The organism is Streptomyces sp. NPDC005266 (assembly GCF_040607655.1).
In the GTDB taxonomy this organism is placed as follows: domain Bacteria; phylum Actinomycetota; class Actinomycetes; order Streptomycetales; family Streptomycetaceae; genus Streptomyces.
The window spans coordinates 1-13096 of sequence record NZ_JBEXHC010000031.1 but is presented as its reverse complement, the minus strand read 5'-3'; the positions used below and the strand labels follow the sequence as shown (position 1 = coordinate 13096).

The following is a 13096-nucleotide window of genomic DNA, read 5'->3' as shown; positions in this document are numbered from 1 at the left end:
GGTCCGTGATCCTCTTCCCGCTAGTCCTTGTACACCGGGTCCGGCGGTGCCGGATTCTCCTGTGCCGTACCGAGATCCTTCGCGAGCCAGGTGCGGTAGGCGCGCATCCAGGGGCTGTTGTCACCGCCCGAGCGGTAGTCCTCCAGCACCTTGTTGACCCGGCGTACCAGGTCGTCATCGTTCTTGTTCATCGCCACGCCGTAGAGCTCATCGGTGAATCGGGAACCGACGAGCTTGACGGACGGGTCCTGGGCCGCCTGGCCGGCCGCCAGCGCGTTGTCCGTGATCACCGCGTCCACCTCGCCCAGTTGCAGCCTGACCAGGCAATCCAGCTGGTTGGGGACGGGCTTGACCTTGATCGCGCCCAGGGCCTTCGCCCCCGTGTCGGGCTTGTCCAGCTCGGCCTCCGCGGTGGAACCCTTCGCCGTGCAGACCTTCTTGCCGCGCAGGGTCTTGTTGTAGCCGGTGACGGTCGAGCCGTCGGCGACCAGCACCTGCTGCCCGGCCTGGAAGTACGCGGTGGAGAACGCGGCGTCCTTGATCCGGTCGCAGTTGATGGTCATCGTGCGCACCACGACGTCCACCTTGCCCTGCCGCAGGGCCTTGATGCGCTGACTGGTGGGAATGGTGCGGAAGATGACCGCGTCCGGATCGCCGAAGATGTCCTTGGCTATGGCGCGCACCAGGTCGATGTCGAAGCCGGTGAGGTCGCCGGTGGCCGGGTCGCGGTATCCCCAGCGGTAGCTGTTCTGGTCGACGCCCGCGATCAGCTTGTTGAGCTTGTGGCCATTGACCTCACGGTTCTTGATCCGCTTGATGGCCGGGCCGCTCGCGCTCGACGGCCGCAGGCTCGCCTCCGGCTTGTCACAGCTCCCGGCCGCCGCCGCCTCGGAGCCGGTCCGCACGGTGTGCGGATGGCGCGCGCCGCGCCTGCCGTCGCCCGCGCCGTCGTCGCCGTCCATCGCCGCGGGCGCCAGGATCGCCGTGGCCACCCCCAGGGCGCACACCGCCACGGCGGCGCCCGATCGCACCGATCGCATCCTTCCGCCCCCCATCAAGCCGTCAACCTCACCGGTACTCCGAAAGCCTGCGGCCTATGCCCAGCACCGCGCCCACGGCTCCCAGCACGGCCAGCGCCCCCGCGCCGACGGCCATCGCGGTGAACGCTTCCCGCCCGGCGTCGGCCGCCCGCTGGAACTCCCGCTGCTCATGGTCGAGGGCCTTCGCCAGCTGGGTGTCCACCGCGTCGAAGGACTCGCCGGTGCTGTCCTTCGCGCCGATGACCTGCTCCAGCGCCTTCCTGTAGTCGCCCGCGTCATCGGCGCCGCGGGCGGCCTTGTGCCGCGCCTGCCACTCCCGGACCCCGGTGGCGGCCGCCTCCACCGGGTCGCGGCCCGCGCCGTCGTCCGCCAGGCCCCGCGCCCGGTCCAGCAGGCTGCCCGCGGCGGGGCGCTTCGCGCCGCCGCCCGCGTCACCGACGAGGTCGGCCATCCGGGCGCCGTAGCTGACCTCGTAGGAGTCCTTGCCCTTGTTCACGCCGTCCTTGTCGACGGTGACCGCGCCGCGCGCGACCAGCGTCAGATTCTCGTCGGCGCGGGCCCGGAGCGAGTCGATCCGGGCCTCGTTGAGCACCTGCAGGGACTTGGCCCCGTGGGCGTCGGAGTCCTCGAGCGAGGTCCGGGCGATGGCGTGGCCCCCCACCAGCCACAGCAGCACCACCGTGGAGGCCGCGGTCGCGGCCAGCAGACCGTGGTTGAAGACCCGGTTCGTCCGCCGGTAGTTACGGTGCTGGGCCCATCCCAGCGCGCCCAGCGCGAGCACGCCGGTCCCGATCGCCACCCACGGCCACGCCTTCGCGTCCCCGTAGTCCTCCCCGAGCCGGGCGGTCTCCGCCTCATACAGCCTGCCGGCGGCGGGCAGCAGCTGATCGCGCATCGTGTCGTTGGCGTAGCGCAGATACGCGCCGCCCAGCGGCAGGCCCTGGCGGTTGTTGGCGCGGGCGGACTCGACCAGACCCGTGTAGACCGGGAGCAGTTGATTGATCTTCCGTATCTCCTGGCGTGCCGAGGCCGAGCCGTCGGTGTTGGCCGCGGCGCGCACCAGCAGCTTGGAAGCGGTGTCGATGTCCCGCTCGTAGCGCTGCCGGACCTTGGCGGGCTCCTGAGCGCCGGCCAGAAAACCGCTCGCCGCCGTGGTGTCGGCGTCGGCCAGTGAGCGGTAGACCTGTGCGGCGTCGGCGCTCAGCGGCTGGCTGTGCTCGCCCACCGCGTCCGCCGCGGTCTGCCGCTCGGCCACCTGCCAGGCCGTGACCGCCCCGAACGCCACCACCAGCGCCGCCAGCACCGCCCCGATGATGCGCAGCCTGCCGGGCTCGGTCGTCGCCGCCGCCCGCACCCGCTCGACGCCCTCGCGCCATGCGGTCCGCGGCGGGGCCGCGGGCGCGGGCGGCGGCGCGGCTCTGCCGATGGTCGGCGGGTATGACACAAGACCTCCCCCTTGGTCCGGACCCCACGGTCGCTGCCGACGGCCGGCGCCCGGCGCGGCGGCCGACAGCCATCGGGCAGCAGTATGACCGCCGTCACTGACAAGGTCACCGGTCCTGCCCGGATCTTGCCCGGATCGCGATCTTCCCTCCCTCTTTGAATACGCCGTGGACGGCCGTTCGGTTCCATCGACGCCGTGATGTTCACCCCTGGCGGTAGTGCGCCCGCAGCCTCGCGTACGCGGCCGGGGGCGCGCCCGTACGGTCCAGGCCCAGCAGCGCGGCGCCGAGCACGGGCGGCGCCGTGACCACCCGGGGGCCGGCCTTCGGGGCGCGGGCCGCGAGGAGTTCCCGGATCCGGTCGTCCAGCAGCGGATGCCGGGCCGCGAGCACCCCGCCGCCCAGCACCACCGGCGTCTCCTCGTCCAGCAGACCGAGGCGGCTGAGGGCGACCGTGGCCATCGCGGCCACCTCCTCCGCCTGGCGGTCGACGATCGCGCGCGCGATCGCGTCGCCCGCCTCCGCCACAGCGAAGAGGACGGGCGTCAACTCGTAGCGGCGGGAGGGCTCCAGCCGGCCCAGATGGATCGCCTCGATCAGCTCGTACATCGTGGCCAGTCCGTGGTGCGCGGGCAGGGCGCGCGCCAGCTCGGTCGGCTCGCCGCGGCCGTCCTCGGCGCGCGCCGCCCACCACAGCGCCTCCTCCGACAGAAAGCCCCCGCCGCCCCAGTCGCCGGAGATCCGGCCGATGGCGGGGAAACGGGCGGTGCGGCCGCCGTGGCCCAGCCCCGCGCAGTTGATGCCCGCGCCGCAGACGACGGCGACACCGGTCGGCTCGCCGTCGTCCGCGACCCCGGACCGCAGCAGCGCGAAGGTGTCATTGGCGACGGTGACGGTGGCGCCCCAGCCACGGTCGGCCAGCACTCCCGTCAACTCCTCCTCCTCGCTCGGCAGATCGGCGTTGGCCAGACACGCCGAGACATGTCCGGCGCGCGGCCGCCCCGCCCCGCCCGCCTGCCGCGCGGCCTCCGCCACCAGGGGCGCGAGTGAGCCGACCGCGCGCTCGGCGCCCACGACCGGCGGTCGGAAGCCGCCGCCGCGGGCCGCGCCGAGGACGGATCCGTCCGGGCCGACGAGCGCGACATCGGTCTTGCTGTTGCCCGCGTCGATGGCCAGCACGGACCCGTCCGGCGGAGAGGGGGAAGGGGAGGGAGAAGGGGCGGTCGGTACGGACTGGGTCAGGCCCACGCCAGATGCTCCCGGTTGTGCGCGATCAGGTCGTCGGTCAGCTTCTCGGCATATTCGAGCTGGCCGATGAGGGGGTGGGCGAGCAGCGCCTGGAAGACCCGTTCCCGGCCGCCCTTCAACGCCGCCTCCAGCGCGAGGTGTTCATACGCCGTGACGCCCGCGACCAGACCGGCGAACAGGGGCTCAAGGGGGCGCACGGGCAGTGGCTTCGCGCCCTGTGCGTCCACGGCCGCCGGAACCTCGATCACCGCGTCGTCGGGGAGGAAGGGCAGCGTGCCACCGTTGAGCGTGTTGACGATCCGCACCTCCCCGGTGTCACGCAGCAGGGACGAGGTCAGATCGACCGCCGCCTCCGAGTAGAAGGCGCCGCCGCGCTTGCCCAGCAGCTCGGGCTTCTCGTCCAGCTCCGGATCGCCGTACATCTCCAGCAGCTCGCGCTCGATCGCCGCGACCTCCGCCGCCCGCGACGGCTTGGCCCTCAGCTCCCGTACGACCGCGTCGTGCCGGTAGTAGTAGCGCAGGTAATAGGACGGGACGACGCCCAGGCGGTCCACCAGCGAGCGCGGCATCCGCAGATCCTCGGCGATCGCCTCCCCGTGGTCCGCGAGCAGCTTGGGCAGGACGTCCTCGCCGTCCGGCCCGCCGAGCCGCACCGCGCGCTCCCAGGTGAGGTGGTTGAGACCGACGTGCTCCAGGGCCACCTCGCCGGGCGCCACGCCCAGCAGCTTCGCGAACTTCCGCTGGAAGCCGATGGCCACATTGCACAGCCCGACCGCCCGGTGCCCGGCGCTCAGCAGCGCCCGGGTCACGATCCCGACCGGATTGGTGAAGTCCACGATCCACGCGCCGGGGTTGCGGCGGCGCACCCGCTCGGCGATGTCCAGCACCACCGGGACGGTACGCAGCGCCTTGGCGAGCCCGCCGGCGCCGGTGGTCTCCTGCCCGACGCAGCCGCACTCCAGCGGCCAGGTCTCGTCCTGGCCGCGCGCCGCCTGCCCGCCGACGCGCAGCTGCAGCAGCACCGCGTCCGCGCCGTCCACGCCCGCGTCCAGGTCGGCGGTCCAGGAGATCCGGCCGGGATGGCCCTGCCTGGCGAAGATCCGGCGGGCCAGCCCGCCGATGAGCTCCAGCCGGTCGGCGGCGGGGTCGATGAGGACGAGCTCCTCCACGGGGAGCACATCCCGCAACCGGGCGAACCCGTCGATGAGTTCGGGGGTGTAGGTGGATCCGCCACCCACGACTGCGAGCTTCAACCCTTGACTCCTGTCAGTGTGACGCCTTCGACGAAGGCTTTCTGAGCGAAGAAGAAGACGATGATGACGGGGGCCATGACGAGCAGTGTCGCGGCCATCGTCAGATTCCAGTTGACGCTGTGCGCGCTCTTGAAGCTTTCCAGACCGTAACTGAGCGTCCAGGCGCCTGGATTCTGCGCCGCGTAGATCTGCGGACCGAAGTAGTCGTTCCAGCAGTAGAAGAACTGGAAGAGCGCGACGGCCGCGATCCCCGGCTTCGCCATGGGGACGACGATACGCAGCAGGGTGGAGAACTCCCCGCAGCCGTCCACCTTCGCCGACTCCAGATACTCCCGGGGAATCGTCAGCAGAAACTGGCGCAGTAGAAAAATGGAGTACGCGTCGCCGAATGCCATCGGAATGATCAGCGGCCACAGCGAGCCCGAAAGATGGAGCTGCTGGGCCCAGACCAGATACATCGGGACCACGATGACCTGGGGCGGCAGCATCATCGTCGAGATGACCAGGAGCATGGCGGTGCGCCGGCCGCGGAAGCGGAACTTCGCGAGCGCGTACGCCACCGGAAGGGAGGAGCAGATCGTGAAGAGGGTGCCCAGCGCGGCATACATCAGCGAATTGCGCCACCAGTCCACAAACCCGGGGGTGTGCAAGACCTCGGCGTAATTCGACCAGTTCCAATCGGTGGGCCACAACTCGCCGCTCATCGCCTGGTCGTCGCTCATCACCGAGGTCAGGAAGACGAAGACGAAGGGGAGGACGAAGAGGAGCGCGGCGGCGAGGGCCACCGTGTGCACGGCGATCCAGTGCAGCGCCGCGCGGCGGCGGGCGGCGGGGGCGGGCGAGCGCCTGGTGGCGGGGCGCGGCGGCGCCGGGCGCGCGGAGAGCGCGGTGGTGGCGGTCATGGCGGATCGGTCCTCTCAGTCCTCGGCTCAGTCCTCGGCCGACAGCAGTCCGGCGCGCCGGCGCATCAGCAGCGTCGTCACGGCCATCGCGATCGCGAAGAGCACGAGCGAGAGCACGCAGGCGGCTCCGGTGTTGAAGTTCTGGAAGCCGAGCGAGTAGACGAGCTGTGGCACGGTGAGGGTCGAGTGGTCGGGATAGCCGGGCTGGATGACCGTTCCGGGTCCGAAGCTCACGCCGGAGGCGAGCTTTCCGGCGACCAGCGCCTGGGTGTAGTACTGCATGGTCTGCACGACGCCGGTCACGACCGCGAACATCACGATCGGTGTGATCGACGGCCAGGTGACATAGCGGAACCTGCTCAGCGCCCCGGCGCCGTCCAGTTCGGCCGCCTCGTACTGCTCCTTGGGGACGTCCAGCAGCGCCGCCATGAAGATGACCATGAGATCGCCGATGCCCCACAGGGAGAGCATCACCAGCGACGGCTTGGCCCAGGCGGGATCGTTGAACCAGTTCGGGGCGTGGATCCCGATATCGGAAAGGATCGCGTTGACCGGTCCGGTGCCGGGGTTGAGCAGGAAGACGAAGGCGACGGTGGCCGCCACCGGAGGCGCGAGACAGGGCAGATAGAAGGCGGTCCGGAAGAAACCCACCCCTGACTTGATCTTGGTGACCAGCAACCCGACGCCCAGCCCGAAGACGACCCGCAGGGCGACCATCACCACGACCAGCCAGAGCGTGTTCCACAGCGCCGGGCCGAACAGCGGCATCTGCTGAAGCACATAATGCCAGTTGCGCAGCCCCACAAAGGTCGGCGCCTGGATCTGGTTGTAGTGCATGAACGAGAAGTAGACGGTGGCGATCAGCGGATAACCGAAGAAGACGGTGAAGCCGATCAGCCAGGGGGAGAGAAAACCGAGGGTGCGCAGCCGCTCGCGCGCTGCCTTGCGACGCAGGGCGGGGGCGTTCGTCGTCGTGGCTATATCGCCCTCCGTCACTGCTGTGCCTGGAGATTGTCGGCGTCTATCTCGTCATCCAGCTCCCGTAGCCCCGTGTCCAGGTCGTGCACCCGGCCCGCCTCGACGCCATAGGAGAAGTCCTTGAGGGAGCTGACGTACTGACCACCGTTGATCGAGGGCGGCATGGCGGTGCTGTACCGGTTCCGCGCGATATCGAGGAAGGCGCGGAAGGTCGGCTCGGAGTCCAGCTTCGGGGAGGTGAGCGCCGCCTTGGTGGACGGCACATTGTGAATCGCGTTGGCGAAGGCGACCACCTGATCGGTGTCGGCGGTCAGAAACCTCACCAGTTCCCAGGCGGCGTTCTGGTGAGTGCTGCTGTGCGCGATGCCGATCACCGTGCCGGTGAGATAGCCCCGGCCGTAGGTTTCCGGCCGGTCGTCGGGGACGGGCAGGGGCGCGGTGCCCCAGTCGAATTTCGCGCCCTTCATGGAGAGACCACGCCACTCACCGTCCAGATGCATGGCGAGCTTTCCGGTGAGAAACGCGTTCTGGGAGGACATCTCGTCGCCGAAGGAGGTACGGAACGTCTCCAGCGGGCCGTAACCGCCCTGGCTTTGGATCAGCTCCCGCGTGGTGGCGTAGAAGTCCTCAGCCGCCTTCTCCTTCGCCAGCCGCGCCGTGCCGTCCTTGGCGAAATAGGTCGGGTCCCACTGGGCGAAGAGGCGGTCCGGGCTGTTCTGGTAGAGCCGGAAGTTCGGCATGAAGCCGACTCGCTCATACCCGCCGTTCCTGGTGCGCTTGGTCAGCTTGACGGCGTCGCGCTTCAGCTCCGACATCGTCCGCGGCGGCCGGGTGATGCCCGCTTCCCGGAAGGCGTCCTTGTTGTAGTACATGCCGAACGCGTCGGCCAGCAGGGGCAGGGCGCACTGGTCGCCCCGGTAGCTCGTGTAGTCCAGCAGCGTCCTGGGGAAGACCTTGGCCTTGTCCGGCCCGGTCTTCTTCATGAAGGGGTCGAGATTCACCCACATCCCGGACGAGCAGTACTGCCCCACATTGTCGGTGGTGAAGGACGAGACGACATCGGGCGCGTCGCCTCCACCCGCTCGCAGCGCCTGGTTCACGGTCTCGTCGGTGACGTTCCCGGTGACCTTGACCGTGATATTGGGACGGAGCCTCTCGAAGCGGGCGATGCTGTCGTCGATCGCCTTGACTTCGTTCTTCTCCGACCAGCCGTGCCAGAACTTCAGGGTCACGGGTTTGGTCGGATCGTCCTTGGCGCTGCCGGTGCTGGGATGGGCGCAGCCGGAGAGGAGAAGGGCGCCTGCGCTCAGCACCGAGGCGAGAAAAGACAGTTTTCGTGCCATGGGACTTCCTTTACTGCGGGGACGGCAGGGGAAGCGGCGGTGCGGTCTGTCAGGCGGTGTCGAAAACCGTGTCACGGGCATCGGCGAGCGCCTTGCGCAGCGCGCCGATGAGAATGGGATCACCTTCGATTTCGCTGATCCGCAGCTGCGGCCGGGGCAGCGCGAGTCCGGTCATCTCGGCCTCGACCAGTTCGCGCAGCCGCTCCCCGCCGGCCTGCGCGACCTCACCCGAAAGGACGACCAGCTCGGGGTCGACCACCGCGACCACGGAGGCCAGCCCGGTGGCGAGCCGGCGGGCGAGCTCGGTCAGCACCTCATCGCCCGCGCCGGGCGTGCGCGCCGCGGTGGCCAGCGCCTTGGTGGCCGTGGGCGCGTCGATGCCGTGCTCCCGGGCCAGCTCCACGACGGCGGGGGAGCCGACCAGCTTCTGGAACCCGCCGCCCCCGTCCGGTCGCGCGGCGGCGTCCGGGCCGCCCCGGGCGAGCGGCGCCCCCGGCAGCGGCATATAGCCGATCTCGCCGGCCCCTCCGGTGGCCCCCCGCAGCAGCGTGCCGCCGAGCACGATGGCCGCGCCGACCCCCTCGTCGGCCCAGACCAGCGCGAAGTCGTCGAAGTCCTGTGCGCTGCCCTGGTGTTGTTCGGCGACGGCGGCGAGGTTGACGTCGTTCTCGATGACGATCGGGGTGGGCAGCGCCTTGGACAGATCATCCCGCAGGGTGCGGGACTGCCAGCCGGGCAGATGCGGTGCGTAGCGCAGGGTCCCGGTGCGCGGGTCGAGCGCGCCGGGGGTGCCGATCACGGTTCCGTGCAGATCGCCCCGGCCGAGCCCGGCCGCGGCCAGCGCCCCGTCCACGGCCTCGGTGACCAGTTCGGCGGTCCGGGTGCGCGCGGTCTCGTCGGTCGCCGACGCGGTCACCCGGTGCTCGCCGACCACCTGACCGGTGATGTCGGCGACCGCGGCGGTGATGCCCTCCTGGTCGACGGCGAGCGCGGCGACATGGGCGGCGGCCGGATTGATCTCGTACAGCTGGGCGTTGGGCCCCGGCCGCCCGGTGACGTTCCCCGTCGTACGGACCAGACCTGCGGCCTCCAGCCGGGTGAGCAGCTGTGACGCGGTGGGCTTGGACAGGCCGGTCAGCTCTCCGAGCCGGGTCCGGGTGAGCGGCCCGTGGGCGGCGAGCAGGTCCAGTGCGGCCCGGTCGTTCATGGCGCGCAGAACGCGGGGGGTCCCGGGTGTGCTGCCGGGTGATGCGGCCATGGTGGGTGCCCCCGTCTCAACTCTGTTAAGAAACTTTCCTATTGAACAGAAAACGTAGAGGCGGTATGGGGGCGGCGTCAATGGGTGCGGTGAAAAGAGCGCGCCTTGCCCTTCGGTGGCCCTTCCTTGGCGGCTTCTTGGCGTGGACATGAACCTGGCATGGACAAGTCACCGCAAGAGTGACCTGCGGCGGATCGTCGGTGATCGCCGGCGCCCGTCCCAACGCGACCACTCGTATCGCAGGGGGTTAGGTGAGATCTTCCTCGTTCAGAAAGCGCATGGCTCTGGTCATGGCGGCAACACTGCCGTTGGCCGCCGGTGCGCTCACCCTGGGCATACCCGCCGCCCAGGCCGACTCCGCTCCGCACGACCGGGACACCCTCCGCGGCACCAAGCCCACGTGGGCGACGGCGACGTCGGACCAGGGCTCCACCGCCGACGGCAATAAGGTCACCGCGCGCGTCCATCTCGCCGGCCGCGACGCCAAGGGGCTGGCCGACTACGCGAAGGCGGTGGCCGATCCCTCCTCGCCGAGCTACGGAAAGTATCTGACGGTCCGGCAGGCCCAGGACCGCTTCGGGCCGACGCGGCAGCAGACCGCCGCCGTCACCGCATGGCTGAAGGGCGCCGGGCTCACGGTCACCGGCCACAACCAGCACTATGTGACGGTGTCCGGCGAAGTCGCCGCCGCGGAGAAGGCGTTCGGCACCCAGCTGCACAACTACCGCAAGGGCGGCAAGGTCTACCGGGCCCCCTCGCGGGCGGCCACCGTACCCGCCTCGCTGAACGGCGCCGTGCTGACCGTGGTCGGCCTCGACAACGCGCCCAGGAGGGCCAAGCACGACGAGACCCTCCCTCCCCCCGGAGCGGTCTTCAAGAACGCCGGCCCGTTCTCCAGCTACTACGGCTCCAGGACCGACAGAAGTCTGCCCTCGGCCTACGGCGCCAAGCAGCCGTACGCCATCAAGGGGTACACCGGCAAGCAACTGCGCGCCGCCTACGGGGCCAGGAGCCGCAACACCGGTAAGGGCGTCACCGTCGCCATCACCGACGCCTTCGCCTCGCCGACCATCGCCGCCGACGCGGCCAAGTACGCCCGGCGCAACGGCGACCCGGGCTACCGCAAGGGCCAGCTGACGCAGGTGCTCCCCGCCGACTACCGGTACACCGAGGAGTGCGACGCGAGCGGCTGGTACGGCGAGGAGACGCTCGACGTCGAGGCCGTGCACGCCGTCGCCCCCGCGTCCGACATCGTCTACGTCGGCGGCGCGTCCTGCACGGACGACGATCTGCTCGACTCGCTCGCCAAGGTCGTCGACAACCGGCTGGCCGACATCGTCTCCAACTCCTGGGGCGATGTGGAGGCCAACGAGACCCCGGACGTGGCCGCCGCCTACGACCAGATCTTCCAGCAGGGCGCGGTCGAGGGCATCGGCTTCTACTTCTCCTCCGGCGACAACGGCGACAACCTCGCCTCCACCGGCACCAAGCAGGTCGACACCCCGGCCAACTCGGCGTGGGTGACGGCGGTCGGCGGCACCTCATTGGCCGTCGGCAAGGGCGAGAAGTACCAGTGGGAGACCGGCTGGGGCACCACCAAGGCCACCCTCTCCCTCGATGGCACGTCGTGGAGCTCGCTGCCCGGCGCGTACACTTCGGGCGCCGGAGGCGGCACCAGCAGGACCGTCGCGCAGCCCTTCTATCAGCGCGGCGTCGTGCCCGACGCGCTCGCCCTGGCGAACGGCGGCACCGCCAAGCAGCGCGTGACCCCGGACATCGCGGCGGTGGCCGACCCCAACACCGGCTTCCTGGTGGGGCAGACGCAGACCTTCCCCGACGGCTCGCTCCAGTACGGCGAGTACCGCATCGGCGGCACCTCGCTGGCCGCGCCGGTGATCGCGGGCGTCCAGGCGCTCGCCCAGCAGGCGCGCGGCGGCCAGCCGATCGGCTTCGCCAACCCGTCGCTGTACGACCGGTACGGCACCGCCTCGTATCACGATGTCACCGACCATCCGCTGGGTGCCGGGGTCTCGCTCGGCGTGGTCCGGAACGACTACGTCAACGGTCACGACGCCGGCGACGGCCTGGTGACCTCGCTGCGCGGCCTCGGCCGGGACAGCTCGTTGCGCGCGGTCGTGGGCTACGACAACGTGACCGGCGTGGGCACCCCCGCGGCCGGCTATCTGACGTCGTTCGACCGGCCTCATCGCCGCTGACGCGGCCCCGGTCGGCTCCCGCCCCTCGTGGGCGGGGGCCTTGTCATTTCTGCGCGGGCGGCGGCACCGAGGCCGACGAGGTGATCGGGCTCGCCGCCGTTGACTGCGGGGAGTCGGGGTTGGCCAGCGCGGAGGGCGCGGACACGGTGGCCGCCGCCGCGTTCGCGGGGTCCTCGGTCTGCAGATCCGGTTCGGTGGGACGGCCGACGAGGTGGATACCCGCCGCCTCCAGCGCCTTCTTGATCCGCCAGCGCAGCTCGCGCTCGATGCCCAGCGACTTGCCCGGCATGGTCCGCGCCGAGACCCGGACGATCATCGAGTCCAGATAGACCGCGTTGAGCCCCAGGACCTCGATGGGCTCCCACAGCCGCTCGTTCCACGGCTCGTCCTTGGCCATGTCCACGCCGACCTGCGTGATGATCGAGCGGACCTGGTCCAGATCCTCGTCCGCCCGGATCTGAACGTCGACGCCCGCGGTGGCCCAGCCCTGGCTGAGGTTGCCGATCCGCTTGACCTCGCCGTTGCGGACGTACCAGATCTCACCGTTGTCCCCGCGCAGCTTGGTGACGCGCAGCCCCACCTCGATCACCTCGCCGGAGGCGACCCCGGCGTCGATCGTGTCGCCGACCCCGTACTGGTCCTCCAGGATCATGAAGACGCCGGAGAGGAAGTCGGTGACCAGGTTGCGGGCGCCGAAACCGATCGCCACACCCGCGACACCGGCGCTGGCGAGCAGCGGCGCCAGATTGATCTTCAGGGCCGAGAGGATCATCAGCCCGGCCGTCCCCATGATCAGGAACGAGGCGACCGAGCGCAGCACCGAGCCGATCGCCGCGGACCGCTGCCGCCGCCGCTCCACATTGACCAGCAGACCGCCGAGCGCGGTGCCGTTCACGGCCTGGGCCGTCCGGTTCATCCGCTCTATCAGCTTGGTGATCGCACGCCGTACGGCGGACCGCAGCACGAACGCGATGATCAGGATCAGGGCGATGCGCAGCCCGATGCTGAGCCAGGTGGACCAGTTCTCCTCCACCCAGCCCGCGGCGTTGGTGGCGCTTTTCTGCGCATCGTCGAAAGTCTTGGGACGAGGCGTCGAGTCAGCGGCCAGAGCAGCGGACCAGAACACAGCAGGAACCCTTCGTGTGCGACATGCCCGCACGGATCGCCCGCGCGCGCAACCTCTCACACAGTAGCCGGGCGCAGGAATGTCCCGTTCCTGTGTTCGAGAGCGCGTGAATGCGCCCGGGAGGCGCATATCAGCGGGCGGGGCGGCCTCAGCTCCCGCTTTCCGTCACCTCCCGGGTCCCGCGCTCGGGCACGGGCCGCCGGAACCGTGATTCTTGCCACTGCGGCGCGGCCTGAGGCCCCCCGCCCGCTGATATGCGCCTCCCGGGCGCATTCACGCGCTCTCGAACA

10 protein-coding genes are annotated in these 13096 nt (G+C 70.4%); 1 reads left to right on the top strand and 9 read right to left on the bottom strand.

The features are described from left to right. Positions 1-20: 20 nt before the first annotated feature. From ABZU99_RS33220 to ABZU99_RS33185, 8 genes are all read right to left on the bottom strand, one after another. The gene (locus ABZU99_RS33220) at positions 21-1040 is read right to left on the bottom strand and encodes a glutamate ABC transporter substrate-binding protein (protein WP_355953001.1); all 1020 of its coding nucleotides are present in this window, start codon (positions 1038-1040) and stop codon (positions 21-23) included. A 28-nt stretch (positions 1041-1068) separates the two neighbouring features. After that, entirely contained in the window at positions 1069-2484 is a 1416-nt protein-coding gene (locus tag ABZU99_RS33215) for a hypothetical protein (protein WP_355953004.1), read from the bottom strand. Between the two features lie 202 nt (positions 2485-2686). Then, on the bottom strand, positions 2687-3724 hold the full coding sequence (locus ABZU99_RS33210) for a BadF/BadG/BcrA/BcrD ATPase family protein (RefSeq protein WP_355953043.1): 1038 nt from the start codon (positions 3722-3724) through the stop codon (positions 2687-2689). Next, positions 3721-4968: a 6-phospho-beta-glucosidase gene (locus ABZU99_RS33205; RefSeq protein ID WP_355953046.1), complete on the bottom strand. Its 1248-nt coding sequence runs from the start codon at positions 4966-4968 to the stop codon at positions 3721-3723. The genes ABZU99_RS33210 and ABZU99_RS33205 overlap by 4 nt, the downstream gene beginning before the upstream one ends. Before the next feature lie 11 nt (positions 4969-4979). After that, positions 4980-5885 carry a carbohydrate ABC transporter permease gene (locus ABZU99_RS33200; protein ID WP_356049836.1) on the bottom strand — a complete coding sequence of 302 codons (906 nt, stop codon included), beginning with the start codon at positions 5883-5885 and terminating at the stop codon, positions 4980-4982. Between the two features lie 27 nt (positions 5886-5912). Beyond that, positions 5913-6866, bottom strand: a complete 954-nt coding sequence (locus ABZU99_RS33195) for a sugar ABC transporter permease (RefSeq protein ID WP_356049854.1) — start codon at positions 6864-6866, stop codon at positions 5913-5915. 11 nt (positions 6867-6877) lie between these two features. Next, positions 6878-8206 (bottom strand): extracellular solute-binding protein, encoded by a 1329-nt coding sequence (locus ABZU99_RS33190; protein WP_356049837.1) that lies wholly within the window; start codon positions 8204-8206, stop codon positions 6878-6880. 49 nt (positions 8207-8255) lie between these two features. Continuing rightward, entirely contained in the window at positions 8256-9464 is a 1209-nt protein-coding gene (locus ABZU99_RS33185) for an ROK family transcriptional regulator (protein WP_356049839.1), read from the bottom strand. A 290-nt stretch (positions 9465-9754) separates the two neighbouring features. Here ABZU99_RS33185 and ABZU99_RS33180 point away from each other — a divergent pair, with 290 nt between their 5' ends. Beyond that, a complete protein-coding gene (locus ABZU99_RS33180; protein ID WP_356049841.1) occupies positions 9755-11680 on the top strand; it encodes a S53 family peptidase in 1926 nt (641 codons plus the stop codon). Between the two features lie 43 nt (positions 11681-11723). Here the strand turns inward: ABZU99_RS33180 and ABZU99_RS33175 are convergent, their stop codons facing one another. After that, on the bottom strand, positions 11724-12806 hold the full coding sequence (locus ABZU99_RS33175) for a mechanosensitive ion channel family protein (RefSeq protein WP_356049843.1): 1083 nt from the start codon (positions 12804-12806) through the stop codon (positions 11724-11726). Positions 12807-13096 lie beyond the last annotated feature (290 nt).

Bases quoted from the DNA above. Each gene is read 5' to 3' on its own strand.
- ABZU99_RS33220 (WP_355953001.1), bottom strand. From the start codon at position 1,040: ATGCGATCGGTGCGATCGGGCGCCGCCGTGGCGGTGTGCGCCCTGGGG.
- ABZU99_RS33200 (WP_356049836.1), bottom strand. From the start codon at position 5,885: ATGACCGCCACCACCGCGCTCTCCGCGCGCCCGGCGCCGCCGCGCCCC.
- ABZU99_RS33190 (WP_356049837.1), bottom strand. From the start codon at position 8,206: ATGGCACGAAAACTGTCTTTTCTCGCCTCGGTGCTGAGCGCAGGCGCC.
- ABZU99_RS33185 (WP_356049839.1), bottom strand. From the start codon at position 9,464: ATGGCCGCATCACCCGGCAGCACACCCGGGACCCCCCGCGTTCTGCGC.
- ABZU99_RS33180 (WP_356049841.1), top strand. From the start codon at position 9,755: ATGGCGGCAACACTGCCGTTGGCCGCCGGTGCGCTCACCCTGGGCATA.